The 26,386-nt window shown below is 70.2% G+C and carries 14 protein-coding genes and 1 tRNA gene; 6 read left to right on the forward strand and 9 right to left on the reverse strand.

What is annotated here, in order from left to right; all coding sequences use genetic code 11:
- The first annotated feature begins 12 nt into the window (after positions 1 to 12).
- On the forward strand, positions 13 to 8,286 hold the full coding sequence (locus tag ACFSDF_RS02030; protein WP_377155923.1) for a choice-of-anchor D domain-containing protein: 8,274 nt from the start codon (positions 13 to 15) through the stop codon (positions 8,284 to 8,286).
- 160 nt (positions 8,287 to 8,446) lie between these two features.
- Here the strand turns inward: ACFSDF_RS02030 and ACFSDF_RS02035 are convergent, their stop codons facing one another.
- A complete protein-coding gene (locus ACFSDF_RS02035) occupies positions 8,447 to 10,309 on the reverse strand; it encodes a hypothetical protein (RefSeq protein WP_167249406.1) in 1,863 nt (620 codons plus the stop codon).
- Positions 10,310 to 10,488: 179 nt separating this feature from the next.
- On the opposite strand from ACFSDF_RS02035, the gene ACFSDF_RS02040 reads away from it, so the two are divergent.
- Positions 10,489 to 10,561 (forward strand) — tRNA-Arg (locus tag ACFSDF_RS02040).
- 60 nt (positions 10,562 to 10,621) lie between these two features.
- On the opposite strand, the gene ACFSDF_RS02045 is transcribed toward ACFSDF_RS02040, so the two are convergent.
- Positions 10,622 to 11,035, reverse strand: a complete 414-nt coding sequence (locus ACFSDF_RS02045; protein WP_377155925.1) for a VOC family protein — start codon at positions 11,033 to 11,035, stop codon at positions 10,622 to 10,624.
- 105 nt (positions 11,036 to 11,140) lie between these two features.
- On the opposite strand from ACFSDF_RS02045, the gene ACFSDF_RS02050 reads away from it, so the two are divergent.
- Both ACFSDF_RS02050 and ACFSDF_RS02055 read left to right on the forward strand, forming a co-directional pair.
- Complete coding sequence (locus tag ACFSDF_RS02050; protein WP_182397127.1) at positions 11,141 to 12,229, forward strand: S-(hydroxymethyl)mycothiol dehydrogenase; 1,089 nt, start codon at positions 11,141 to 11,143, stop codon at positions 12,227 to 12,229.
- The gene (locus ACFSDF_RS02055) at positions 12,226 to 12,864 is read left to right on the forward strand and encodes an MBL fold metallo-hydrolase (RefSeq protein WP_243842849.1); all 639 of its coding nucleotides are present in this window, start codon (positions 12,226 to 12,228) and stop codon (positions 12,862 to 12,864) included. The genes ACFSDF_RS02050 and ACFSDF_RS02055 overlap by 4 nt, the downstream gene beginning before the upstream one ends.
- 17 nt (positions 12,865 to 12,881) lie before the next feature.
- Here ACFSDF_RS02055 and ACFSDF_RS02060 read toward each other — a convergent pair whose 3' ends face one another.
- The gene (locus tag ACFSDF_RS02060) at positions 12,882 to 13,742 is read right to left on the reverse strand and encodes a sulfurtransferase (protein ID WP_167249404.1); all 861 of its coding nucleotides are present in this window, start codon (positions 13,740 to 13,742) and stop codon (positions 12,882 to 12,884) included.
- 99 nt (positions 13,743 to 13,841) lie between these two features.
- Entirely contained in the window at positions 13,842 to 17,291 is a 3,450-nt protein-coding gene (locus ACFSDF_RS02065; RefSeq protein WP_377155928.1) for a bifunctional proline dehydrogenase/L-glutamate gamma-semialdehyde dehydrogenase, read from the reverse strand.
- A 108-nt stretch (positions 17,292 to 17,399) separates the two neighbouring features.
- Here ACFSDF_RS02065 and ACFSDF_RS02070 point away from each other — a divergent pair, with 108 nt between their 5' ends.
- Positions 17,400 to 18,323 (forward strand): LysR substrate-binding domain-containing protein, encoded by a 924-nt coding sequence (locus ACFSDF_RS02070; protein ID WP_167001078.1) that lies wholly within the window; start codon positions 17,400 to 17,402, stop codon positions 18,321 to 18,323.
- Positions 18,324 to 18,352: 29 nt separating this feature from the next.
- Here ACFSDF_RS02070 and ACFSDF_RS02075 read toward each other — a convergent pair whose 3' ends face one another.
- The 3 genes from ACFSDF_RS02075 to ACFSDF_RS02085 form a co-directional block, all read right to left on the reverse strand.
- On the reverse strand, positions 18,353 to 19,132 hold the full coding sequence (locus tag ACFSDF_RS02075; protein ID WP_167001079.1) for a hypothetical protein: 780 nt from the start codon (positions 19,130 to 19,132) through the stop codon (positions 18,353 to 18,355).
- Entirely contained in the window at positions 19,129 to 20,136 is a 1,008-nt protein-coding gene (locus ACFSDF_RS02080) for a hypothetical protein (RefSeq protein ID WP_167001080.1), read from the reverse strand. The genes ACFSDF_RS02075 and ACFSDF_RS02080 overlap by 4 nt, the downstream gene beginning before the upstream one ends.
- A gap of 116 nt (positions 20,137 to 20,252) precedes the next feature.
- A complete protein-coding gene (locus ACFSDF_RS02085) occupies positions 20,253 to 20,591 on the reverse strand; it encodes an ArsR/SmtB family transcription factor (RefSeq protein WP_167001081.1) in 339 nt (112 codons plus the stop codon).
- Between the two features lie 121 nt (positions 20,592 to 20,712).
- Here ACFSDF_RS02085 and ACFSDF_RS02090 point away from each other — a divergent pair, with 121 nt between their 5' ends.
- The gene (locus tag ACFSDF_RS02090; protein WP_167249398.1) at positions 20,713 to 22,554 is read left to right on the forward strand and encodes a phosphoenolpyruvate carboxykinase (GTP); all 1,842 of its coding nucleotides are present in this window, start codon (positions 20,713 to 20,715) and stop codon (positions 22,552 to 22,554) included.
- Between the two features lie 210 nt (positions 22,555 to 22,764).
- Here the strand turns inward: ACFSDF_RS02090 and ACFSDF_RS02095 are convergent, their stop codons facing one another.
- Together ACFSDF_RS02095 and ACFSDF_RS02100 are read right to left on the reverse strand one after the other, a co-directional pair.
- On the reverse strand, positions 22,765 to 25,011 hold the full coding sequence (locus tag ACFSDF_RS02095; RefSeq protein ID WP_167001083.1) for an N-acetylmuramoyl-L-alanine amidase: 2,247 nt from the start codon (positions 25,009 to 25,011) through the stop codon (positions 22,765 to 22,767).
- A gap of 434 nt (positions 25,012 to 25,445) precedes the next feature.
- On the reverse strand, positions 25,446 to 26,360 hold the full coding sequence (locus ACFSDF_RS02100; protein WP_167001085.1) for an RNA polymerase sigma-70 factor: 915 nt from the start codon (positions 26,358 to 26,360) through the stop codon (positions 25,446 to 25,448).
- Positions 26,361 to 26,386 lie beyond the last annotated feature (26 nt).

Genomic DNA, 26,386 nt, shown 5'->3' on the forward strand with positions numbered 1-26,386 from the left:
TCGGAGCAGCACATGAACAACGGCGTTCAGCCCCGTCGTCCCGCCCTCGCCCTCCTCCTCGCTCTCACGCTCGTCGCCGGCGTGCTCGCTCTCGCCCCTGGTCTCGCCGACCCGGCTTCTGCGGCCCCGAGCGCCAGCAAGTGCGCCAAGTCCGGCCGCTGGCTCGCGCAGTACTACAAGGGCACCGCGTTCAAGGGCAAGCCCACCGTCACCCGGTGCGAGAAGCGCATCGCTGCCTCGTACCCCGCGAGCCGCAAGCCGTTCTCGGTGCGCTGGAGCACGACGCGGACGCTCAAGGGCGCGTACGAGATCCGCGGGCGTGCGACCGGCAAGGCGGTGCTCCGCGTCGACGGCCGTACGGTCGCCACGTCGACGAAGGGCCGGTACGCCGCGGCCGTGCGCAAGCTCCGCAAGGGCAAGCACACGCTCGAGGTCCGCTACGTGAAGAAGTCCGGCGCAGGATCGGTCGCTGCCGAGTACGTGAAGTCTCCCGACCGTACGGCGCCCGCGACCGTGACCGGTGTGCGCGCCGTCGCCGGTGATCGCGCCGTCGTCCTGAGCTGGAAGGCCTCGACGGCGCTCGACCTGCGGGGCTACCGCGTCTACCGAGGCGGCCGGCTGCTCCGCGAGGTCGCGACCCCGCGCTTCACGGACACGGGGCTGGCCAACGGCACGGCGTACTCGTACGCGATCGTCGCGGTCGACCACCGACGTAACGCCTCCCGCGCGAGTGCTGCTGTCCGGTCGACGCCGCGGGACAAGGTCGCTCCGAAGGCCCCGACCGGCCTCGTCGCCGACGCCGGTGACAGCAAGGTCTCGCTCGCCTGGAAGAAGAACGCCGAGTTCGACCTCGCCGGGTACGTGCTCCGGCGCACCGGTGGAACCAGCGGGCCCAAGACCTGGGACCTCGGCAAGACCGCGACGACGGCGACCGACTCGAGCGCCGTCAACGGCACCGCGTACGTCTACTCGCTCGTCGCCCGCGACACGTCGGGCAACTCCTCGTCGCCCGCACTGGTCGCGGCCATGCCGATCGACAGGAGCGCTCCGGCCACGCCGAGCGGGCTCACCGCCGCGGCCGGCGACGGCGAGGTCGCGCTGAGCTGGAACGCGAACACCGAGCCCGATCTCGACGGCTACGTCATCACGCGGACCCGCGCTGACGGAGGCGGCGTCGCGATCGAGATCACCGCCGGTGCGACCGACACGACGCTCACCGACTCCAGTGCCAAGAACGGTGTCGCCTACCTCTACACGATCCGTGCCGTCGACCGTCGCGGCAACGCGTCCTCCGACTCCACGCCCGTCCCGGCGACACCGGCGGGCGACCCGGGCGACCAGACCCCGCCGGACGTCCCGACCGGCCTCGAGGTCGAGGAGGGCGACGGCGAGGTCGCGCTGAGCTGGGACGCCAACACCGAGGACGACCTCGACGGCTACACGGTCTATCGCAAGACCGGCGCCGGCCCGTACGTCGAGATCGCCGACGTCGACGCGGACACCACGTCGTACACCGACGAGTCCGCCGAGAACGACACGCTCTACACCTACGCGGTCGCTGCCTTCGACAAGAACGGCAACACGTCGGCCCTCACCGAGGGCATCACCGCCACCCCGACCGACACCACCCCGCCGGCCGCACCGGCGACGCCGACCGCGACCGCGGGCGACGGGCAGGTCGCGCTGACCTGGACCGCGAGCACCGAGAGCGACCTCGCGGGCTACCGCGTCTACCGCGCGACGACCGCCGACGTCCCGACGACCGGCGACGGGATCGGTGGACCGGGTCTGGTCCCGACGGCCAGCTTCACCGACGAGGACGCCACGAACGGCACGACGTACTACTACGTCGTCGTCGCCGTGGACACGCACGGCAACCCGTCGGACCCCTCGGGCAGCGCCTCCGCGACGCCTGTCGACGGCACCGCGCCGGCTGCGCCGACCGGGCTCGAGGCGACTGCCGCCAAAGGTGAGGTCACCCTCGACTGGGCCGACAGCGCCGAGGCCGACCTCGACCACTACGCGGTCTACCGCTCCCTCGTCGGAGCGGCGGCTCCGCTGGCCGAGGAGCCGCCGATCGCCGAGGTCGACGACTCCGAGTACGTCGACACCACCGTCGATCCCGGCACCACGTACGCCTACTGGGTCGTCGCCGTCGACGCCACGGGCAACGCCTCCGCCGCGTCGGAGACCGTCGAGGTCACCACGCCGGAGGTCGAGCCGGAGCCGGTGCACGAGAAGTTCGTGTTCCAACCGGCGGCCGGGCCGGGCGTCTCCGGCTACACCAAGCACACCGGCACCCCGTGGAGCGACGCGGCGGGTGACGGCTTCGTCCGCGAGGACAGCCTGAGCGCGACGCACGTGCCGCTCGACATGACCACCAACACGCGCTCCCGTACGCGGCCCGCCCCGGTCACCGCGCTGCAGAACAGCCTGATCCACCTGCAGTACGGCGCGGCGACGCCGCCGCTGCAGGCCGGCCAGAACACGGTCTCGGGCGCATTCGAGCTCGCCGTCCCCGACGGCTGGTACGCCGTGAAGGTCTCCGTCGGCGACCAGGGCGGCGGCGCCAACGGGTACGACAGCACCCACGTCGTCAACGTCGAGGGTGAGAAGGCGATCGACGCCTTCAAGAGCTCGGCGGCCAAGGAGTACGAGACCGCGACGACGACCGTCGAGGTCATCGACGGCCGCCTCACGCTCGACGCGATCGGCGGCATCAACACCAAGCTCAACTATGTCGAGGTCGACAGCACCGACGAGCCCGAGCCGCCGGTCGAGGTCGACGAGAAGTACGTCTTCACGACGGCCGCCGACAACGCGGTCCCGGCGGGCTGGACCAAGAACAGCGGCGCCGCCTGGACCGACGCCTCCGGCCTCGGCTGGGTGACGCAGGCCAGCCTCGCAGCCACGACGCACGAGCCGCTTGACCTGACGAAGAACGGACGCCTCCGTACGCGACCGGCGCCGGTGACCGCGCTGCAGAACCGGCTGATCCACCTGCAGTACGGGGACGTGGCCAGTGCCAACCCGGCCAACGGCAACCTCGTCGCGGGCGCGTTCGAGCGGGCCGTCCCCGACGGCTGGTACGAGGTCGCGGTCAGCGTCGGCGACCAGATGGGTTCGACGGCGTACGACAGCCTGCACACGATCCGCGCCGAGGGCGTCACGGTCGTCGGCGGGTTCCAGGCGACGGCGGCCAAGGAGTACGAGGCTGCGACCAGCGTCGTCCACGTGACCGACGGCCGGCTGACGATCGACGCGATCGGCGGCACGAACACCAAGATGAACCACCTGGCGATCGTCAGCGCCGACGCGCCGACCGAGCCCGACGTGCACCGCGCCGTGCGCTTCGCGGACGAGGCGAGCGCGCCGCCCGCGGGCTACCTCAAGGACTTCGGCGAGGCGTACGGGCTGCGGACCGGCGCCGATCAGGGCGCCGGGCTCGCGTACGGATGGCGGCGTCTCGGCACCGTCGAGCCGCAGAGCATCGTCGGGAACGGGCGCAACCGCCTCGACGGCACTGCGGGTGGGGCGCCGGTCGGCACCCCGCAGCTGCGGGCCGGCACGATCCACATGCAGCTTCCCGAGAACGCCAGCCAGGGCGTGAAGATCCCCGCCTACTGGGAGCTGGAGGTGCCTAACGGCGCGTACCGCGTCGAGGTCTCCGTCGGCGACGCAGGCACGGCGACCGACTCGGTGCACTGGCTCAACGTCGAGGACCAGAGCGCGGTCGCCGGCTTCGTGCCGACGGGCGCCGCAGGCGCGGCGACGAAGCACGCCACGGCCGTCCGTACGGTCAACGTCGCCGACGGCCGCCTCACGATCACCCCGAACAGCGGCACGAACACCAAGCTCAACTGGGTGACGGTGGACAGCGTCGCCGGAGCCTCCCTGCGGCCCTCGGTGCGCAAGTCGACGCCGACCAACCTCGCCACGGGCGCCTCCCCGACCGGCAGCGTCGTCAATGACTTGTTCCTCGTCGGCAGCGGCGTCGCGCCAGGCTCGCTGACCTCGTCGAGCGTCACGTTGACCAAGGTCGCGAACGGGGCGGCGGTCGACGCGAACGTCCTCACCAGCGGCGGGGGCGACGTCATCAACCTGTCGCCGAAGCAGGCGCTCGAGCCGAACACGCTCTACCGCTTCGCCGTCACCGACGCCGTGAAGGACGTCGACGGGCACGCGTTCCTGCCGTACTCGAGCGTCTTCACCACCGGCGAGACGACCGGCGGCGGCGGACCGGTCGCGTTCGACCCGTCGGACTCGGGTGCTCCGGCGGCCACCGGCGCCGAGATGGGCTACTCGAGCATCACCAAGGGGCCGGACGGCCGGATGTACGCCGCGACCCTCGCGGGCGACCTCTACCGCTTCGACATCGCGGCCGACGGCAAGCTCACGAACCGGTTCAAGATCACCACCGTCCGCGACTACTCCAACAGCGCGGCCAGCGGTGACACGTACGCGAAGGGCACCCGTACGGTCATCGGCCTCGCCTTCGACCCGGCGTCGACCCCGGCGAACCCGATTCTGTGGATCACCGACAACGCGCCCTTCATCGGCCAGAACAACGTGCCGGACCTCAGCGGCCGCCTCGCGAAGCTGACCGGCCCGAACCTCGGCACCTACACCGCCGTGCTCGACGGCATCCCGCGGTCCATCAAGGACCACGAGGCCAACTCGGTCGCGTTCGGACCCGACGGTGCCCTCTACTTCAACGTCGGCGCCAACAACGCCATGGGCGCGGCCGACGGCACCTGGGGCAACCGCGAGGAGCACCCGCTGTCGGCGGCCACGCTGCGCGTCGACCTGACAAAGCTGCCCGCACAGCTGCCGGTGAACGTACGGCCGGCGGCGTACGACCCGTTCGCCGCGAACGCGCCGGTCACGGTGTACGGCAGCGGCATCCGCAACGCGTACGACCTGGTGTGGCACAGCAACGGCAGCCTCTACGTGCCGACCAACGGCTCCGCGGCCGGCGGCAACGTCCCGGCCGTCCCGACGACGCTCCCCGCGCACTGCGCGAAGCGCCCCGACGGCGGCTATGGCGGACCGACCGGCATCGCGGGCATCACGAGCAACCCGAACGCGGAGACCGACTACGTCTTCCGCGTCCGCAAGGGGAAGTACTACGGCCACCCGAACCCGAGCCGTTGCGAGTACGTCCTCAACAACGGCAACCCGACCGCGGGCGCGGACCCGTTCGAGACGGCCCGCTATCCCGTGGGTACGGCGGCCGACCCGAACTACGACCTGTCGGGCGTGTTCGACGCCGGGCTGCACGCCAGCGCGAACGGCGTCATCGAGTACACGAGCAACGCCTTCGGCGGCGCGCTCAAGGGCAAGCTTCTCTATGTCCGCTACAGCCAGGGCCAGGACATCGTCAGCTTCGACGTGGCGCCGGACGGGACACTGTCGAACCGCAAGGCAGGCACCACCGGGTTGACCGGGTTCAACCAGCCGCTCGACCTCACCGAGGACCCGGCGACCGGCAACCTGTACGTGACGCAGCTCGGCAACGGCACGATCGCGCTCGTGAAGCCGCGCGGCGGTGCCGGTGGCGCAGGCGCCGACGTCACGCCTCGGCTGTTCCTCAGCGGCCAGACGAACGCCACGTCGCCGGCGGCGCAGGCGACCGTGACCAACACCGGCACGGAGACGCTGACCATCCCCGCCGGAGGGCTGACGTTCACCGGCGGCGACGCGGCGATGTTCGCGACGACCACGCCCAACGCGGCACCGATCACGGTGGCGCCGGGTGCGCCGACCCAGGTGGCGGTCACGTTCCGTCCGACGTCGGTCGGCGTGAAGGCGGCGTCCCTGCAGATCGCGACCTCGGTCGGCACGAAGACCGTCGCGCTCCGTGGCCTCGGCGCGGCAGGCCTCGGCGGGGGCAACGAGCCGTCGCTGCAGCGGATCATGGACACGCTGCAGATCCCGATCAACGTCGGTGATCCCGAGCCCGGCAACGCGTCGATGCCTTCGACGCAGGGTCCGATCGGCGACGAGATCGCCGCGCAGCTCTTCCAGAAGGCCGCCTTCGACGCGCCGATCAGCATCACGCCGCTGGCCGCGTACGGACCGCAGAACAACGACCCCGCCGTGCACGTCGGCTGGTACGACGCCGGGCAGGCCGCCGGTCTCCACCCGCAGTTCTCGATCAAGGCGTCCGAGGCGCAGGGGCTGATGATCAACCCCACGGGCTCGACGACCAACATCGACCCCGGTGAGGAGACCGTCTTCGGGCTTTACTCCGAGTGGCCGTACTTCAGCGGCCGCAAGGCCTATACCGAGGACGCCCTCAACACGTGGGATGCCGCGCTTCCGCACCACATCCGCGTCTATCCCTACAAGAACGCCGACGGGACCGTCGAGGCGAACGCGTACGTCGTCGCAACCGAGGAGGTCCCGGGCTCGCCGTTCGACAGCCAGGACATCGTGCTCCTCGTCCGCAACGTCAAGCCGTACGTCCCGGCGGAGGCCGAGGGCGCGGTGCTCAAGGCGGTGAACCCCGACCCGGTGCCGTTCGCCGACCAGATCGCGTTCAACCGGCTGCAGACCACCGCGGACGGCGACCAGAAGATGGCCGACACGGGCACCGTTCGGATCAGCAACACCGGCACGGCGGCGCTGCAGGTCACGGGGCTGCCGATCACCGGGCAGTTCCAGCTCGTGGACCCGCCGGCGGTGCCGTTCACGGTCGCGCCGGGCGCGACGCGCGATCTCACCGTGAAATTCGTGGCGCAGTCGACGAAGGTCCACAACGGCACGTTGACCGTGCAGAGCAACGCGGAGACCGACCCTCTGCAGGTCATCCGGCTCGGCGGCCTCTGGCAGTCGCAGAGCGAGGGTGGCCAGGAGCCGAACCTCTCGCAGATCGTGAAGGCGTTCGGGATCGGCAGCAACATCCCCAACGGCTTCGCGAGCAAGGGCGAATACGCGCCGATCGGTGACGAGGTCCTCTCTCCGTACTGGTCGCGCATCGACACCACCAAGCCGGTCACCGTACGGCAGCTGGCCGGGTTCCACACGTACGGCGGCACCGCCAGCTTCAAGTCGCACGCCAAGGGCAGCAACACCGCGCCCCAGATCACCAACATGGGCGGCCAGTACGCCCAGTCGCTGCTGCCGCGGGCGAGCAACAGTGTGGGTGCGGGGCCGGCTGCCGGGTCGTTCACGCCCGGCCCGGTCTTCGGGTTCGGGGTGGACAACGAGTGGACCGATCGCGCGAAGAACAATGAGCAGGTCGACCTCAACAACGGCTGCGTCGCCCCGTGCGGCCAGCACGTGCGGCTGTGGCCGGTGAAGGACCGGACCGGCACGCTCGTCCCGGGGTCGTACCTGCTCTCGATGGACTACGCCGGGATCAACTACGACTACCAGGACAACGTCTATCTCGTCACCAACCTCCGCCCCGAGGTCATCACCACGCCGCAGGTCGTCGCGATCCCCGGCAACAACAAGGTGACACTCTCGTGGGGACGCAACCCGTACGACGTGGGTGTCGGCTACCGGGTCTGGCGCGGGACGACGGCAGACTTCGCCGTCAACGACGCGTCGCTGATCAGTGGACCGACCTCGGGTGACCCGCTGTCGGCGACGACGTACACCGACCCCACCGCGGTGAACGGCACGACGTATTACTACGTGGTGCGCGCCGTCTACAAGGGCGCCGGCAACTCCGGTGACGGCACCGCCTCGGCGACTCCGACCGCGGCCGCGCAGGACGTGGATGTGAAGGTCGACTTCGGCAACGAGGCCGCGACGCTGCCTGCGGGCTATCTCAAGGACTTCGGGCAGGCGTTCGGCGCGCGGACGCGTCCGGACCAGGGCACGGAACTCACGTACGGATGGCTCGGCGAGACGACGCTCCAGCCGCTCGACCTGTCCGTCGGCGGCACGTCGGGTCCGGGCAACGGGCGCTGGCGCAAGTCGGTGCAGCCGGACCTGCGGCTCGACACGTTCATGCACATGCAGGCCGACGACGTGCCGAATTTCAACGGCACGCCGCTGCCGGGCCGATGGGAGCTCGCGGTGCCCAACGGCTCGTACTCGGTGACCGTCGCCGTCGGTGAGCCCAACGTGAACACCGACCCGGAGATCCACACGCTCAACGTCGAGGGCACGCGCGCGATCGACGCGTTCGTCCCTGCCGGAGCGGTCGGCTCCGCGACCCGCCACAAGACGGCGACCGTCGAGGTCACCGTCGAGGACGGCCGCCTCACGCTGGACGCGTTCGGCGGGACGAACACGAAGATCGACTACGTGGACGTCACCACCCTCAACTGACCCCGGGTCAGTTTCTGCCCGCCCCGGGTCCCCTTCTGCCCGCGCCGGGTCCCCGGGAGGCGCGGAGAGTGACCCGGGAAGCGCGGAGAGTGACCCGGGGCGGGAATGGCGAAGGGCCCGCACCCCTCACGGGATGCGGGCCCTGTCGCTCGACCAGGTGTCAGCGCTTCTTCGGCAGCTTGCCGTAGCGCATCACCGGGATCATCAGGCCGCCCGTGACCACCGTGGCGGTCGCCTTGCGTGCGGTCTTGTCGACGGCGCGACGTCCCGATCCCATGCTCAGCACAGCGGTGACGTCGTTGCCGCGCTCAGCGGTCGACATCGCACGGATGAGCGCGGGCAGGCCGGACGCCTCGGCGGCGGCGGTGGAGTACTCCTCGGCGTACTCCTCGTAGTACATCTCCTCGTCGCTCATGCCGGCGCCGCCAGTGATGGTCAGCATCCCGATCGGGCTCCGGAGCTTCTTGCGCGGGACCGCGACCTTGAGGTTCACGACCTTGCGCGCGGGGCCGGCAGCCCCCTTCTCGCGGACCAGCGTCACGCGCAGGCGGAGCGTGCCGCCGCGACGAGCCATCACGCCGTCCTCACCGACCGTCGTCCACCGGCCGAACTGCTTGGCCTGGACGCGACCGACCGAGTACGCCTCGTACCCCTCGTTGACCGTCGACGTCTGGGTGGCGTCGAGGATCGTCACGGGCTCGAAGTCGTTGGACAGCAGCGACTCGATGTCACCGGCGAGATAGTCGGCGGCTCCAGCGGTGATGTCGTACCGGTCGGCGTACATGTCCGTGCGGCGGTAGGTCAGGATCTGGCCGTTCGCGCGCTTGAGGCGGATCGTGCGGGTCGCTCGTGCCTCGCCGCCGAAGGTGCCGTCGGTGACGACCCACGAGTCGTTCGTCGACTGGAGCGCCGCGAGGGAGGAGATCCAGTCCGGCGAGGTGACGGTGCTCGACGACGTACGCGTACGGGTGCCCATGCGGTTGGTCGTCGTGACCTTGGCGCCGGTCGGGACCGCGCCGATCGATCCGACGATCGCGGCGAGGCGGTCCTGCGTGAACGAGCCGATCGGCGCACCGACGTTGGCAAGCTTGTAGGAGCCGGAGTTGTCGCGCTCGACATAGACGGCGTCCGCGCCGTGCAGCGACATCTTGGTCTTGCCCATCCAGTCCATCGGGTGGCCGAAGGCGTAGACGGTCGACCCGCAGACAGCGGTCGTCGTGCCGACGCCGGCGAGCGGGGTCGACCCGTACGAGTACGACGCGGCCACGTTGGAGCCGGCCGAGACCGGGATCTTCTGGCTGTTCGTACGGCCGCCGACGCCGCCGGAGCGGAACGTGACGCCCTTGAGCCGCGCCTTCTTGGCGATCGCGTTCGCCTTGGCGGTCGAGAGACCCGAAGGAATCATCACGGGAGTCGGGAGGCGGCGCATCGAACCGGCGGTGGCCGCAGCGCTCGCGCCGGCGGCACGGATCGCAGAGGTGACCTTCGGGCTGAGCGAGGCGGTGGCCGCGGCAGTCCCGTACGTCCCTGCGCGATAGATGTCGGCAGCGGGGGTGACGCCTGCGTACTCGCTCGGAGTGGCGGAGAGGCCGTACGAGACGGCGCCGACGAGGCGGCCGTCCGCGGCGTACAGCGGGGTGCCGGACATGCCCGCCCAGATGCCGCGGTCGACGGCGCCGGCGGCGTTGGTGATGCGCGAACCCTTCATCTTGAAGATGAGCATGTCGACGCCGGGGGCGATGCCGTCGTCGAGCGTCCCGACGAACTCACCGCTGACGGTGTCGGTGGCCGTGCCGGACGAGACCGTGATGCCCTCGACGGGCGTGCCGGGGTTCGCGCCGCTGGGGCGGACCAGCTCGGTGGCGGGGAACGCGGCCGGGCAGGCCGAGCCGATGGTGGGCGCGGGCGCTGCGGGAGTGTCGGCGATCGCGGGGCCGGCCATGGCCAGCGTCGCTGCGGTGACGGCCGTCAGGGCGACGGCGGTCGTGAGCGGGCGCCTGCGGGCGCGCGCGGATGTGGTCATGGGATACCTCGGTTCGAGCGGGGGATGCGGCCATCGGCGCAGTTCACGGTGGTGATGCCGGAGAGGGCAACGTACCCTGCGCACAGGCTCTCGGGGGCTCGATTGACCACCAAAGGGAGCCCGATTTCGGTCTCGCGGAACGACCCGCTAGAGTAGGGGTCGCTTCGCTGATGAGGCGGGCGCTCGTAGCTCAACGGATAGAGCATCTGACTACGGATCAGAAGGTTAGGGGTTCGAATCCCTTCGAGCGCGCAGATGAGAGACGAAGGCCGGACCCGGTGGGTCCGGCCTTCGTCGTTCCCGCCACGCCGGCTAGACAGCGCCGCCGGGTTCGCGCTCGAGCGAGAGCAGGTCCCAGCGGTTGCCGACGAGGTCGAGGAAGACCGCGACCCGCCCGTACGGCTCCGTCCTCGGCTCGGACACGAACTCCACGCCCGCCGCCTTCATCCGCGCGACGCGGGCGTCGAAGTCCGCGACCCGGAGGAACAGGCCGACCCGACCGGCGAACTGGTCGCCGACCGCGCGCTCCTGGTTCTCCCCGTCGGCACACGCGAGCAGGATGCCGGTCCCGCCGTCCTCCGGCCGTACGACCACCCACCGTTTCGGGCGCCCGTCGTTGGTCAGCGACGGGGAGTCCTCGGCGAGCGCGAAGCCGAGGACGTCGACGAAGAAGTCGATCGCCTCGTCGTAGTCGGGGACGATCAGCGCGACCAGCTCGAGGGGCATCCGCCCACCGTACGGGCGGCGGGGTTCGTCGGGGGTCGAGCGCTTCTTTCGCGCGCAGGTAGCGTGACGCGGGAAGACCGACAGCGACGAGAGGTGAGGGAACGGATGCACGAGGTCAAGGGTGTCGTGGCGAAGGCCGTCGGGGAGCCGGTGAGTCTGGAGACGATCCTGGTGCCCGACCCGGGGCCGGGCGAGGCGCTGGTGAAGGTCGAGGCGTGCGGGGTGTGCCACACCGATCTGCACTACCGCGAGGGCGGCATCAACGACGAGTTCCCGTTCCTCCTCGGCCATGAGGCCGCGGGCATCGTCGAGGCTGTCGGTGAGGGCGTCACCGCGATCGCGCCGGGCGACTTCGTCGTCCTCAACTGGCGCGCGGTGTGCGGCGTGTGCCGCGCGTGCGAGCGCGGAGAGCCCCAGTACTGCTTCGACACCCACAACGCGACCCAGCAGATGACGCTGGCCGACGGCACTCCGCTGTCGCCGGCGCTCGGCATCGGCGCGTTCGCCGAGAAGACGCTCGTCGCCGCCGGGCAGTGCACCAAGGTCGACCCCGAGGCGCGTCCCGCCGCGGTCGGCCTGCTGGGCTGCGGCGTGATGGCCGGCATCGGTGCGGCGATCAACACCGGCAACGTCGGCCGCGGCAAGTCCGTCGCCGTGATCGGCTGCGGCGGAGTCGGAGTGGCCGCGATCGCCGGCTCGGCCCTCGCCGGGGCCAGCACGATCATCGCCGTCGACATCGACCCCAAGAAGCTCGATGCCGCCACCCGGCTCGGCGCCACCCACACGGTCAACTCCTCCGAGACCGACCCGGTCGAGGCGATCCAGGCGCTGACCGGTGGCTACGGCGCCGACGTCGTCATCGACGCGGTCGGCCGTCCCGAGACCTGGAAGCAGGCGTTCTACGCCCGCGACCTCGCCGGCACCGTCGTCCTCGTCGGTGTCCCGACGCCCGACATGGAGCTGCCCGGCATCCCGCTGATCGACATGTTCTCGCGCGGCGGTGCGCTCAAGTCGTCCTGGTACGGCGACTGCCTGCCGAGCCGCGACTTCCCGATGCTCGTCGACCTCTATCGTCAGGGCCGCCTCGACCTCGACGCGTTCGTCACCGAGGAGATCGCGATCGACGGCATCGAGGCCGCGTTCGAGCGGATGCACCACGGCGACGTGCTGCGCTCGGTGGTGGTCTTCTCGTGAGCGGCGCGCCTCGCATCGGCTCCGCCGACGGGCCACGCATCGACCACGGAGTCGTCTCGGGGACCTTCTCGCTCGACGGCGAGACCTTCGACGTCGACAACAACGTCTGGGTCGTCGGTGACGACTCCGAGTGCGTCGTGATCGACGCACCGCACGACATCGACGCGATCCTCGAGGTGGTCGGAGACCGTACGGTCAAGGCGATCGTGTGCACGCACGCCCACGACGACCACGTGCGCGTGGCACCCGCCCTCCGCGAGCGCGTCGGCGCTCCGATCTTCCTGCACCCCGCCGACAAGCCGCTGTGGGAGCTCACGCACCCCGACGCGCTGTGGGACGTCGACCTCTCCGACGGCCAGGCCATCCCCGTCGGCGGCACGACGCTGACGGTGCTGCACACGCCGGGTCACGCGCCCGGCGCCGTCTGCCTGTACGCGGCGGACCTCGGCGCCGTCTTCACCGGTGACACGCTCTTCGAGGGCGGGCCCGGCGCGACGGGGCGCTCGTACTCGGACCGGCCGACGATCGAGGACTCGATCCGTACGACGCTCTTCGCGCTGCCCGACGACACCGTCGTCCACACCGGGCACGGCGCCGACACGACGATCGGCGCGGAGCGGGCCCACCTCGGCTGACCGCGTCGTACGGGCTCTCAGCCGACCTCGAGCGGCAGCGTCTCGTCGGCAGCCCACTCGGTCATCGAGCCGTCGTACACGGCGACGTCGTCGCGGCCGAGCTGAGCGAGCGTGAAAGCGAGCGTCGTCGCCGCGATGCCGGAGCCGCAGTAGGTGATCGGCTTCTTGTCGACGTCGAGCGCACCGGCGGCCTCGAACGTCCCGCGGACCTCCTCGGCGTCGCGCAGGCGGCCGGACTCGTCGAGCAGCGTGCCGAAGAAGACGTGGCTGCTGCCCGGGATACGGCCCGGGCGCGCGTACGTCTGGCGCTCGCCCTTGTACGTCGCCTCGTCGAGCGAGTTCACGAGGACGCGGCTGTCGTCGTCGATCGCGGCGCGGACCTGCGCGACGTCCGCGAGCAGCTCCGGGCGGCGCTTCGCGACGAACGTCGTCGCGGGGAGGGTCTCGACGCCGCTCGTGACCGGCTGGCCGGCCTCGCGCCACGCGGTGAAGCCGCCGTTGAGGATCGAGATGCGGTCGAAGCCCTCGAGGCGCAGGTTCCACCAGAAGCGGGTCGCCCAGATGTTCACGCCCTGGTCGTACAGGACGACGTGGTCGTCGTTGCCGATGCCGAGCGCGCCGAGCCGCTGCGCGAACGTGTCGGAGTCGAGGGCGGTGAAGGTCGTCGCCGCGTCGGTGTCGGCGAAGTCCGCGAGGAGGTCGGCGAAGACGGCGCCGGGGACGTGTCCCTTCTCGTACGCCTCGCGGCCGGACTCCACGTCGTAGTAGCCGTCGCCCTCGGGTTGGGTCAGGAACGTCGTCACGTCTACGACCCGTACGTCGGAGTCGAGACGGTCGGCGAGCCAGGCGACGTCGACGAGTGCGGGTACGTCAGGCATGGATGCTCCTTCAGGAGTGGATGGTTGCCTTGTCAATCAACGCGCGGGGACGGCTCGCCTGTTCCGTCGTTCCCGTCACAGCGCACCGGACGCGGCCCGTCAGAGCGGCCCGTCGACGAGCGTCGTCGGGGAGCCGAACCGGTGGTCGGTGACGGCGATCGCCTGCTCGTGCACGAACGTGAGCAGCTCGACACGTCCCGCCTCGACGACCGGCTGCGCGTACAGCGCGATCTCGGGGCGGCCGGCGCTGGCGGCGGCGAACGCGATCCGGTCACCGCCGATGAGGCGTACGCGCCCGGACGGCAGCCCGGCGAGGGCGTCACGCCAGGTCGCCGCGTCCTCGACGACCGCGGTCAGCCCGACGCCGCCGAGCGCGGTGGCGACCCGCTCGGGCAGCGGCTCGACGGTCGAGATCCGCACCGGGGCGCCGGCCCGCAGCGCGGCGCCGACGACGCGGAGCAGCTCGGTCACCGAGCCGGACTCGAGCCGGATCCACGCCGGGACGGGGAGGTGACGCAGCACGTTGCGCTCGATCTCCAGCCCGGTGACGTCCTTGGCGACGCCGAGATCGGACGCCCAGACCGCAGCGTCGGAGCCGAACGCGCGGGTGAGGAGCGCGAGCGCGTCGTCGTCGAGCACGGAGCGGGCGAGGTCGAGGAGCTGCTGCGGTGCGCCGTCGATCGGGGCGGTCACCGTCGCCGGTGCGCTCGCCCAGTCGCTCAGGCCGACGAGATAGCTCGGCCCGCCCGCCTTCGTCCCGGCGCCGACCGCGCTCTTCTTCCAGCCGCCGAACGGCTGACGACGCACGATCGCGCCGGTGATCCCGCGGTTGACGTACAGGTTGCCCGCCTGGACGGTCGCGAGCCACTGCGCGAGCTCGTCCCGGTCGAACGAGTGCAGGCCCGCGGTGAGGCCGTAGTCGACCTCGTTCTGGATCGCGATCGCCTCGTCGAGAGTGTCGGCGGAGATCAGCCCGAGGACGGGGCCGAAGTACTCCGTGAGGTGGTACTCCGAGCCGCGCTTGACGCCGGTCTTCACGCCGGGCGACCACAGGCGGCCGCTGCCATCGGGGCTGTCAGCGTCGAGGGGGCGCGGCTCCACGAGCCACTCCTCACCCGGAGCGAGCACGGTCAGCGCACGCTGGAGCTTGCCGCGGGCCGGCTCGATGAGCGGGCCCATCTGCGTCGTCGGGTCGTACGGGTAGCCGACCTTGAGCGACGACACCGCGTCGACGAGCTGCTCGCGGAACCGGCGCGACGTGGCGACCGAGCCGACGAGGATCGCCAGCGACGCGGCCGAGCACTTCTGGCCCGCGTGCCCGAAGGCGGAGTGCACGAGGTCCTTCACCGCGAGGTCGAGGTCGGCGTGGGGCGTGACGACCAGGGCGTTCTTGCCGCTGGTCTCGGCCAGGAGCGGCAGGTCGGGACGGAACGAGCGGAAGAGCTCCGCGGTCTCGAAGGCGCCGGTGAGGATCAGGCGGTCGACGGCCGGGTGCGACACGAGGCGCTGCCCGAGGTCGCCCTCGTCGACGTGGACGAGGCACAGCGCGTCGCGCGGAACTCCGGCGTCCCACAATGCCTGGACCATCATCGACCCGCTGCGCCGCGCCTGGGTGGCGGGCTTGACGACGGCCGACGACCCGGCGGCGAGTGCGGCAAGGGTGGAGCCGGTCGGGATCGCGACCGGGAAGTTCCACGGCGGGGTCACGAGGGTGACCCGTACGGGGCGGGCGACCGCACCGTCGACGCGGTCGACGTCCTCGGCGAGCCCGGCGTAGTACGCAGCGAAGTCGATCGCCTCCGACACCTCCGGATCGCCCTGGTCGAGGGTCTTGCCGCACTCCGACGCCATCACCTCGAGCAGGTCGGCGCGACGGCGCTCCAGCTCGACGGCGGCCTGACGCAGCACGGCCGCGCGCTCGGCCCCCGTACGGTCGCTCCAGCCGCTGGCCGCGGCGCCTTCGACGAGCGCGTCGAGCGTCCCGGCGTCGGTGACGGTGTGCGCGGCGACGAGGTCGTCGCCGAGCCGCGAGGTCGCGATCCGCTGCGTGATCGCGCGCCCCCACGCGCGGTTTCCGGGCAGGGACGGGTCGGTGTCGGGGCTGTTGGCGAACTCCGCCGAAGGCGTGTCGGCGACGGGCAGCCGGCGATCCTGGACGCGGTGCGGCGGCGGGACCGTGTCGTCGAGCGCCTCGAGCGAGGCCACGAAACGTGCGCGCTCGCGTGCGAAGAGCCCGGCGTCGTCGTGGAGGTCGAACACGGCGGACATGAAGTTGTCCTGGCTCGCCCCCTCCTCGAGCCTGCGGACGAGGTAGGCGATCGCGACGTCGAACTCCTGCGGGTGCACGACGGGCGTGTAGAGAAGGAGTCCGCCGACGGTCTCCTTCACGGCGGCCGCCTGGCCCTCCGCCATGCCGAGGAGCATCTCGAACTCGAGCCCGTCCTGGACCCCGCGCCGCCCGGCCAGGACCCAGGCGTACGCGACGTCGAAGAGGTTGTGCCCGGCCACGCCGAGGCGTACGTTCGCGAGCCGCTCGGGCGTCATCGCCCAGCGCAGGACGCGCTTGTAGTTCGTGTCCGACTCCTGCTTCGTCGACCACGTCGCGAGCGGCCAGTCGTGAAGCGCTGCCTCGACACGCTCCATCGGCAGGTTGGCGCCCTTCACGACACGCACCTTGATCGTGGCACCGCCCCGAGCGCGGCGCGCAGCCGCCCACTCCTGCAGGTGCTGCATCGCCGACAGCGCGTCGGGCAGGTAGGCCTGCAGCACGATGCCGGCCTCGAGGTTCTTGAGCTCGGGCCGGTCGAGCAGACGGGTGAAGACCGCGATCGTGAGGTCGAGGTCGCGGTACTCCTCCATGTCGAGGTTGATGAACTTCGACGTCGGCGCGTCAGCGGCGAGCCGGAACAGCGGCAGCAGGCTCCGCTCGATGTGCGCGACGGCCTCGTCGAAGGCCCACGGTGAGTGCGGGGGCACGGTCGCCGACACCTTGATCGACACGTAGTCGACGTCCGGGCGCGAGAGGAGGCGGCGCGTCCCGGCCAGGCGACGGTCGGCCTCCTTCTCCCCGAGGACGGCCTCGCCCAGCAGGTTGATGTTGAGCCGTACGTCGCGCGAGCGCAGGTGCGTGATCGCCTTGTCGAGGCGGCTCTCGGTGGCGTCGACGAGCAGGTGGCCGACCATGTGGCGCAGCGCGCGGCGCACGATCGGGATCACCAGGCCGGGGGCGAACGCCGAGACGGCGGCACCGAGACGTACGCCGGTGCGCAGGTGCCAGGGCAGGAAGCGCGGCGTGCTCCGGGCGAGCTCGCGGAAGCTCTGCGCGGCGACCCCGGTGTCCTCGGGCCGGATGACGCGATCGACGAAACCGACCGTGAAGTCGAGGCCTGCGGGGTCCTTGAGGACGGCGGCGAGCTGGCGCGCAGCCGGGTCCACCGGCTTGGTCGCCGCGGCGTCGAGCCACTGTCGTACGAGGGTCTCGACCTCGTGGACGAGCGCATCGTCGGGGTCGTGACCGAGGTCGTGCGGGCCGCGGGCCAGCGTCGTCATGGTGCCCCCGAGAAGGAAAGGAGTAGGGATGACGTCAGTATCAGCGCGAGATATCGTAAGGTAAAGCGACGTTTTCTGAACAATATGGCTTAGGAGAACTGAACGATCGTGCTCGAGGTACGACGGCTCCGCCTGCTGCGCGAGCTCAGCCTGCGCGGCACGCTGGCCGAGGTCGCCGAGGCCCTGCACCAGAGCCCGTCCTCGGTCTCGCAGCAGCTCTCCCAGCTCGAGCGCGAGGTCGGGGTCCCACTGCTGCGCAAGGCCGGGCGCCGTGTGCAGCTGACGCCGGCCGCCGAGCTGCTCGTCGGTCACACCGACGCGATCCTCCAGCGTCTCGAGCAGGCCGAGTCTGAGGTCAGTGCGCTTGGCGCCGAGGCCGCCGGCACGTTGCGGGTTGCCGTCTTCCAGTCGGCCGCGCTGGCGTTCATGCCCCAGCTTCTCGCCGACCTCGCCGCACACCACCCGCAGCTGCGCGTGACGATGTCGCAGCGCGAGCCCGAGGAGGCCCTGTACGAGACGTGGGTGCGCGAGTTCGATCTGGTGATCGCCGAGCAGTACCCAGGGCACGCCGCGCCGTGGCACCCCGAGCTCGACCGTGACCCGCTGACGACCGACGCGCTCCGACTGGCCGTGCCGCCGACCGGTGAGCCGTGGTCGGCGATCGGGAGCATCGACGACGCGGCCGAGGTTCCGTGGGTGATGGAGCCACAGGGCGCGGCGTCACGGCACTGGGCCCTGCAGATGTGCCGTACGGCCGGGTTTGAGCCCGACGTGCGGTACGAGACGGCCGATCTCCAGGCGCACGTCGCCCTGGTCGAGACCGGCAACGCGGTCGCGCTGCTGCCGGGCCTGATGGGCGTACGGAGGAGCCCCGAGGTGCGCATGGTGGACCTGCCCGGCGCGCCGCGGCGTACGGTGTTCACCGCGACCCGCGCCTCGCTCGCGGACACCCCGGCCGTCGAGGCGTGCCGCGCGTCGCTGCACGGCATCATGCGCACCCTGGCGGCCGAGCCGCCCGCCGCGAGCACGTAGCCCGCGACGAGCCGACGGTCCGCGTCGAGCTACCAGGTGAGCAGGATCGGCCAGTGGTCGGAGTTCTTCGCACTGGTGCCGGGAACGAAGTCGCCGTCAGGATCGGGTTTGGCTCGGCGCCAGTCGAGTCGGTCCACCGCGGGACCGGGCACTCCAGGTGCGACCAACGCCCAGTCGAGCTCGCTTCCACTGTTGTGGGTCTGTCGGAACGGACGGGCGCGCACGAAGTGCTGGAACGCGGTGGCGTTCAGAGCGAGGGTGAACGCGGCCAGGTCCACCGGGTTGCCGGCATTGACGTTGAGGTCACCGACGACGGCAGAGATGTCGTACGGGCCTGCGGGGCCCACGTGGTGCCCGTCCGCCGTGAGACCGACAGCGATCTCGGTCAGGGCGGCAGTAGGAACGGCCGCGCTGAAGGCGCCGAGCTGTGCGGGCAGGTGGACGAACGCGACGTGCTCGACGGCGCCGCCGCCGTGACGTGTGAGCATGAGCGACGGCCGGGACTGGCCGACGCCGCGCCCCACCAGCGTCTGGGTGAACAGGCCGTGCTGCGGCTGGACGGCCGCCAGCCGCAGCGACGTGTCCTTGAGGTAGTTGCCCCCGGTGCCCAGCGGTGACAGGGGGACGACCTCCCAGTTCCAGCCCTGCACCGCGTACCCCAGCTGTCCGCCCGTATACCCCTCGCTCAGCTCGCACAGGACGATCGCCTCGGGGGTGGGGTTGCGGTGGATGAGGTCGGCGAGGCCATCCTCCAGCCATCCGCCCTCATCGAGGCCCGAGCGCTGGACGTTCCAGAAGATGACCCTCACAGCGTGGTGAGGGCGACGTCGGCGTGCGGCGGGAACAAGCGCATGACGGTTGCCGGCTGACCGGCTTCCATGACGGCAGGCGGCCGCTCGGTGGAGACGACGGTGAAGCGGTCGACCAGCTGCCACTCGAGGATCGTCACCGGTTCCGTGCCCTTGTTCTCGACCGACTGATTCACCACGGTCGTCTCCGTCGACGTGATCGTCGTGGTCTGGCTGGTCGACGACGAGCTCGACAGCGAGGCGGAGACCGAGGCCGACAGTGATCCCCAGCCCCACGAGGCCGACGCCGAGACGGACGTGTTGAAGCTCGACTGCACCTGCTCCTGACTCGTCGTGGAGTCGAGGCGGCCGACCGTACGGAGGAAGCTGAGCGAGCGCTTCTCCTGCGGTGCGAGCGAGCAGGTGACCCCGCCGAGCTGCCAGTACTGCTCGTGGACGACGACGTACTTCGGTGACTGGCCCATGCTGATCGAGGTCGCGTCAGGTGCGAAGTTGACCAGGATCGGCGAGGGTGAGCGCTGCAGCGTGACGGCGCTGAAATCGTCCGGTGGTGCGTCGATGTTGGAGGGCATCCGCTGCAGGCTGGTCGCGCCGATCGGGATGACCATCGGGTCGGGCGTGTTGTCGGTGGGGATCTTGTAGACGCCGACGAGGCCGCCGGTGGTCGCCGACGTGACGACGATCCAGGAGCCTGGTGAGATCGTCTGCCACACGTTCTGCCCGGACTTCAGGACGTACGGGTCGACGTCGGAGTCGTAGTCGATCCTGAGGTCTCTCACGTTGTTCAGCTGGAACCCGGCGACGTACGTCGGGCTCGGCGCCTTCGCCCACGGCGTGACGAACGAGACGTGGACCGGCAAGGAGCCGCCCTGGATCTGCAGGTTCATCGTCTTCTTGCCCGGCACCAGATCGGGTGTCGGGAGCGGACGGCCCTGGCTCACGGACGTGGTCGCCTGGCGGTCGAGCGGCAGGACGGACGGTGACAGCTTGGGTGTGGTCGGCATGTGGTTCCCCCTGAACGGAGGCGTCCCCCTGACGCCTCGGTGGGAGTCAGTCTGTGGTGAAATCCGGACACGCGCCCAGAAGTTTCATCACGTGGTGCTTTTTCGACAGGGCTGCCTCAGCCGCCGTCGCGCCGCAGTGCGGCGAGCATGCCTTCGGTGTCCTGCCAGATGTCGGCGAGGATCCGGCGACCGGCCGCGAGCAGGTCGTCGACGTCAGACGTGCTCAGTGCGTACAGGACCGTGGAGCCCTGACGTGACGACGTCACGAGGCCCGCGCGGCGCAGGACGGCGAGCTGCTGAGAGAGGTTGGACGCCTCGATCTCGAGCTCGTTGAGCAGGTCGCGGACGGGGGTCGGCCCGGCCTGGAGGATCTCGAGAACGCGGATGCGGGCGGGGTGTCCGAGTGTGCGGAACAGCTCAGCCTTCGCTTGGTAAAGCGGTACGTTGCTCGTCATCGCCTCTCGTCCGCTCAGGCGTCGAATGGTGCTCGGGGCAACAAACGTAGGGGTTATTGCAGAGTTCTTCAACTCATGTACCCTTCATCGCACCTTGCCGATCCGAAAGGACCCGAGACCGATGGCAGATCCCGACAAGGCCATGGATGAAGCCGGCCTGACCAACCCCCGCGTGCGCGAGTACGTACGCCACTGGGCTGAGCTCACCGGCGCCGACCGTGTCGAGGTCGTCAGTGCCGCAGACGATGCGCGCCTGATCGACGAGGCCCTGGCGGCCGGCGAGCTGCAGCCTGCGGGCGAGGGACGCTACTACTCCCGCAGCTACCACAAGGACACGGCGCGCTCAGAGGAGCGCACGATCGTGGCGACGAACGACCCCAAGGACAAGGGCGTCTACAACAACTGGCGGCCGGCCTCCGAGATGCGGCCGCTGCTCGAGAGCAAGATGCGCGACGCGCTGGTGGGCAAGACGATGTACGTCGTCCCCTACCTGATGGCACCTCCGGGCAACGCGCTCGCACCCTGGGCCGCGGGTGTCGAGCTCACCGACACCCGGACCGTCGTGCTCCACATGATCCGCATGGCGCGCGTCGGCGTCGAGTTCGTCAACGATCTCGAAGACCCCGACAGCTTTGTCCGCGCCGTCCACGTCACCGGCGACCTGGAGTCCCTCGGGCACGGCACGCCGGACGACCAGCGCTACTTCGTCACCGTCGCCGACGAGCGGACCATCCTCCACTTCGGCTCCTCGTACGGAGGCAACGCGCTCCTCGGCAAGATCGCCCACGGTCTGCGCCAGGGCGCGTACGACGGGTGGGACTCGCGCAAGTACCTCGCCGAGCAGTACATGCTCATCGGCATCCACGACAAGGAGACCGGCGAGACCTACCACGTCTGCGGCGGCTTCCCGAGCGCCTCGGGCAAGACCAACCTCGCGATGATGCTGCCGCCCGACGCGCTCGGCGACCGCTATCACGTGTCGTTCTACGGCGACGACATCGCGTGGCTGTGGGTCGACGAGGCGACCGGCAAGCTCTACGGGATGAACCCGGAGTACGGCGTCTTCGGTGTCGCGAAGGACACCAACGAGACGACCAACCCGACTGCGCTGCACTCCATCGATGAGGGCACAGGCGCGATCTTCACCAACGTCGCGTACAACCCGCAGACCCAAGAGGTCTGGTGGGAGGGCCGCACCCCCGCTCCGCCGGCCGACGTCACTGGGTGGCTCGACTGGAAGGGCAACCCGATCGCCGACCGGACGCCCGAGCAGGCCGGTGAGCCGTGGGCGCACCCGAACAGCCGCTTCACGACGACGCTGGACAACGTCCCCAACATCGCGCCGGACTACAACGCCGCTGCAGGTGTGCCGATCGACGCGATCATCTTCGGTGGCCGTACGCGCGACCGCGAGCCGCTGATCCGGGCGATCGACGACCTCGCCGAGGGCGTGTACGACGGGCTGACGCTGGGCGCCGAGGCGACGTTCGCCGCCGAGGGCGTGGACGGGCAGCTGCGCTACGACCCGATGTCCAACCGCCCGTTCATGGCGTACGGCGAGGGCGACTACGCGCGGCACTACCTCGACGTGGTCGGTGCGGCGAAGGAGCTGCCGATCTTCGCTCACGTCAACTGGTTCCAGCGTGACCCGGAGGACGGTCACTTCCTGTGGCCCGGATACCGCGACAACCTGCGCCCGCTGCTGTGGCTGATCCAGCTCAAGAAGGGTGAGGTCACCGGCCGCAAGACGCCGGTCGGCATCATCCCGACCAAGGAGGAGCTGCAGCTCGACGGCGTCGACATCACCCCGGAGGATCTCGACACGATCCTCTCGATCGACATCGAGCGCTGGCGCCAGGAGATCGGCTTCCGCGAGGAGCACCTCGCGCAGTTCGAGCGGATGCCCGAGGAGATCTGGGAAGCGCACCGCCGCGTCGCCGCCGCCCTCGACGCCGAGGCCTGAGCCCCCCGCTGGTTGAGCCTGGTCCCGTTGGTTGAGCCCGGCCCCGCTGGTTGAGCCTGTCGAAACCCGGCCCCGCTGGTTGAGGCCGGCCCCGTTGGTTGAGCCTGTCGAAACCTGGGTTTCGACAGGCTCAACCACCTACCCGGGGTGGTTTCGACAGGCTCAACCGTCTACCCGGTGGGTTTCGACAGGCTCAACCAGCGCTCCGGCCTACTCGACCACCTTCCCCGTCGGCAGTGACGGCGCGACCATCGGATACAGCGTGCGGTCGTCGACCGACACCACGGCGACGACCCGCTTGCCGACGTCGGCCGCGCTCAGCGTGTACGCGTACGACGTTGCACCCTTGACCACGCGTCCCCCGACGAGCCATCGGTAGTCGAACCCGTGCACCTCGCGCGACCAGCGGCCGTTGCTGACCGTCAGCGTCGAGCCCACCTTGGCCTCGCCCGTGATCCGCGGCAGCGCCGTCGGCACGACGGCGCGCTTGCCCGGGTCGTCGAGCACGACGTCGTCGGCCTGGACGAACACCTGCTTGTGGGTGTACCAGAGCTGGTAGTAGCGCAACGCGCCCTTCACGTCCGTACGGTCATCGGGGATCGACCCGTCGAACGACTGCGCGTAGTAGTAGTCGGTCTCCACGTCGTCGTCGCTCACGGCGTAGCGCTGGCCGACGCCGACCGTGTACTCGAGCGCGCCGATCGCCTGCACCGGGATCTCGTACGGGGCGTATGCCTCCGGCTCCGGGTACGCCCGCCCGTACACCGGTGCTGCCGTCGTCTCCGACGCCACGGTCACGGTCTTGGCCGTCGTACGGAAGACGCTCGGGTCGTCGGCCGGGTTCGCGATCCACACGAGCGAGCCGGCCCACCAGACCCCGAGCCACCCGTCGCGCACCTCCGCGACGACGAGCTTGTGCCCGGCGTTGATGCGGGCGCTGATGTCGCTGGCGTACGAGGTGCCGGCGGCGCCGTTCGGCTTCCAGCCCGGATCGTTCGCGAGCGGCGCGTCCGCGGCGGGGGCCTGGCGCGCGAGCACGAAGTTCGTACCCTGGCCCGCGACGCAGTCACCGGAGCCGGGCGACGCCTGCTGGCAGCCGGTGACCGGGTTGATGTTGTCGGCGTAGCCGGGACGGACCTCGACCACGTCGCCGGCCTTCACGCCCGCAGTGTTCTTGGCGGACTGGCCGATCGGCGCACCGAGCAGGTCGAAGTAGTGCTCCCAGTCCCAGTACGGCCCCGGGTCCCAGTGGACGTTCTTGGTGTAACCGGCGAGGATGCCGGGCACCTGGTCGTGCCCGATGATGTGGGCGCGGTCGAGCGGGATGTCGTGCTTCTCGGCGAGATGGCGGACGAGGGTCGCCGACTGCTGGTACATCGCCTCGGTGAACCATCCGGCCGAGCCTGCCCAGCCCTCGTGCTCGATGCCGATCGAGTGCGCGTTGACGTACCAGTTTCCCGCGTGCCAGCCGACGTCCTTGGGGTCGAGGTGGTTGGCGATGTGCCCGTCGGAGGAGCGGATCGTGTAGTTCCAGGCGAGGTACGTGGGGTCGGTGACGAGCCGGATCGTCGGGTCGTACGCGGTCTCGGTGTCGTGGATGACGATGTACTTGAGCTTGGGTCCGCCGGGCCCGGTGCGGTCGGCCTTGTCGTGGTTGCCGTAGTTGCCCGTGCTGTCAGGGTCGGTCGGGTTCCCCTTCGCGTAGCCGGCCGGGATCCACTCGCAGCCGAGGTCGGTCGGGCAGTCGGTCTCGGGGTCGCTCGCGGTCGGGCTGGCGGCGGCGATCGCCGGGTCGGCCTCGAGAGTCACGCGCTCGCCGCTCGAGGTGACCCGGTCCTGACCCGTACGGGCGGCCGCGAGCACCTGGGTGACGAAGCTGTCGGCGGACCCGAACTGTCGGATCGCCGGAGCCCAGTCCTTGGCCGGACTGCTGCCGTCGAGGTCAGGCGCGTACGAGGCGGTCAGTGCCGCGGCCGCGCACAGGTTGGCGCGGTCGTCGGTCTTCACGGCGTCGACGGTGAGTCCGGTGAGGGTGGCGGCACGGTCGAGCTCGCTGGTCGTACGGCCGACCGAGCCGGCCCCGTCGGTCGAGCCTGTCGAGACCCCGTCGGTCGAGCCTGTCGAGACCCCGCCCTTCCCGGCCCCGTCGGGCACCGCCGCCGTCGTGGCCTTGAGGTTGAACATGCCGTACCCGCCATCGTTGCTCGCCTGGCCGTTGTGGCCCTCCCAGCGGGACTGCAGGTACGAGACGGACTTGAGGAGGTTCGCGGGGACGTCGGCCGCGGTCGCAGCGGCGTCGAACGCGGAGTCGAGGGTCGGTGTCGCGAGGACTGCGGTGCAGTCGACGGCTGGTCGGTCAGAGGGGGGTGATGCCGAGACGAGCGAGGCGGGCAGGGCGGTCAGCAGCAGTGCTGATGCTCCCCCGACGACGCCGACCCGGACGAGTGTGGTTCGCACGCGAGTGGCTCCTTCCGTCGCCTGATCGGTTCAGGTGATCCTCTGGATGCAAGCGCAACTGCGGTGGTTCCGCCACGGGGAGTATCAGCACCTGGGACGAAGATCTGTTACGTAAAGTCGCCCTCCCGTGGTCAGCCCGTAGTGGGCTCTTCACATTTGCGGGTGAAGGTGGGGTTTGAAGCCGCCGGTTTCGAGTACGCATCTGGCGATGTGATGGGTGAGGTGAGTGAAGCCGAGGGCGAGCCTCGCAGGTTCGAGTCGACCGTTGGTCGCTTCGGTGGGGCGTTGGCGATTCTGGGGTGGTCGAGCTGGTCGTTCACAGCTCCTCCCGGATCCCCGGGTGCCGGCTCACCCGGAGAAGGGCAGTTCTCACGCTTGATGAGGCGAGACTGATTCCGCCAGCTCCACGAAACGCCGGCCGACGCATCCTTTTGTCATTTCTGGCCATCGGGCGGACCGATGCGGGCAATGTCGGAGACCGGGTAGCCGAGGTGGGCCAGCTTGTCGGGGTTAATGATCGACCGGACCGTCTGGATTGTGCCTTCATGGATGTCCAGGGCGAGGACATTGATGAGATGGTCGTCGGCGTCGAAGGCGAGAAGGCCGGGCTGACCGTTCACGTGGGCGGCCTCCAGGCGCGCCCCCAGCGAGGCGTAGCGCTTGAAGAACCCGATAAGTAGACGTGCCACTCGCTCGTTTCCGAACACTGGTTCGGCCACAGCTCGGGCCTTCCCACCGCCGTCGCCCTGGAACACGGCGTCGGCGGCGAGAAGTTCCACCAAGGCACCGACCTGGCCGTCCTCGGCCGCGGCCTTGAACCTCGTTGTCAACAGCTCCCGTTCCTGTGAGGAGGCCTCGAAGCGGGGGCGGCCCTCGCTGATCCGGGTCCGGGCGCGCGAGAACACCTGCCGACAGTTCCCTTCGCTCTTGTTGACGATCTTGGCTATCTCGTCGTAGGGGTACACGAAAACCTCGCGGAGCAGGAACACAGCGCGCTCGATCGGACTGAGCCTCTCGAGGAGGACGAGAAACGACAGGGACAGTGAGTCCGACATGGCGGCATGCTCCGAAGGGTCGGGGTCGGTCAGCACCGGCTCAGGAAGCCAAGTCCCCACGTAGGACTCGCGCCGGACCCGTGCGGAGCGGAGGTGGTCGATTGCGAGCCGGGTTGTGATCGTGGTCAGGAACGCCGGCTTGGACTCCACAACAGTGCCGGCCGCGAAGGCTCGGAGCAGGCGCTCGTGGGCTTCTTGGACCAGGTCTTCTGCATCGCTGGCGCTCCCTGTCATCCGGTAGGCGATCGAGAACAGCTGACGCGAAATGTTGTCGGTTTCGGGCTCATCATTCATCTGCGTCCTCCATACCGCTCCTGACG

Source organism: Mumia zhuanghuii, from assembly GCF_042681565.1.
Lineage (GTDB): Bacteria > Actinomycetota > Actinomycetes > Propionibacteriales > Nocardioidaceae > Mumia.

Bases quoted from the DNA above. Each gene is read 5' to 3' on its own strand.
- ACFSDF_RS02030 (WP_377155923.1), top strand. From the start codon at position 13: ATGAACAACGGCGTTCAGCCCCGTCGTCCCGCCCTCGCCCTCCTCCTC.
- ACFSDF_RS02035 (WP_167249406.1), bottom strand. From the start codon at position 10,309: ATGACCACATCCGCGCGCGCCCGCAGGCGCCCGCTCACGACCGCCGTC.
- ACFSDF_RS02045 (WP_377155925.1), bottom strand. From the start codon at position 11,035: ATGCCCCTCGAGCTGGTCGCGCTGATCGTCCCCGACTACGACGAGGCG.
- ACFSDF_RS02050 (WP_182397127.1), top strand. From the start codon at position 11,141: ATGCACGAGGTCAAGGGTGTCGTGGCGAAGGCCGTCGGGGAGCCGGTG.
- ACFSDF_RS02060 (WP_167249404.1), bottom strand. From the start codon at position 13,742: ATGCCTGACGTACCCGCACTCGTCGACGTCGCCTGGCTCGCCGACCGT.
- ACFSDF_RS02065 (WP_377155928.1), bottom strand. From the start codon at position 17,291: ATGACGACGCTGGCCCGCGGCCCGCACGACCTCGGTCACGACCCCGAC.
- ACFSDF_RS02080 (WP_167001080.1), bottom strand. From the start codon at position 20,136: ATGCCGACCACACCCAAGCTGTCACCGTCCGTCCTGCCGCTCGACCGC.
- ACFSDF_RS02085 (WP_167001081.1), bottom strand. From the start codon at position 20,591: ATGACGAGCAACGTACCGCTTTACCAAGCGAAGGCTGAGCTGTTCCGC.
- ACFSDF_RS02090 (WP_167249398.1), top strand. From the start codon at position 20,713: ATGGCAGATCCCGACAAGGCCATGGATGAAGCCGGCCTGACCAACCCC.
- ACFSDF_RS02100 (WP_167001085.1), bottom strand. From the start codon at position 26,360: ATGAATGATGAGCCCGAAACCGACAACATTTCGCGTCAGCTGTTCTCG.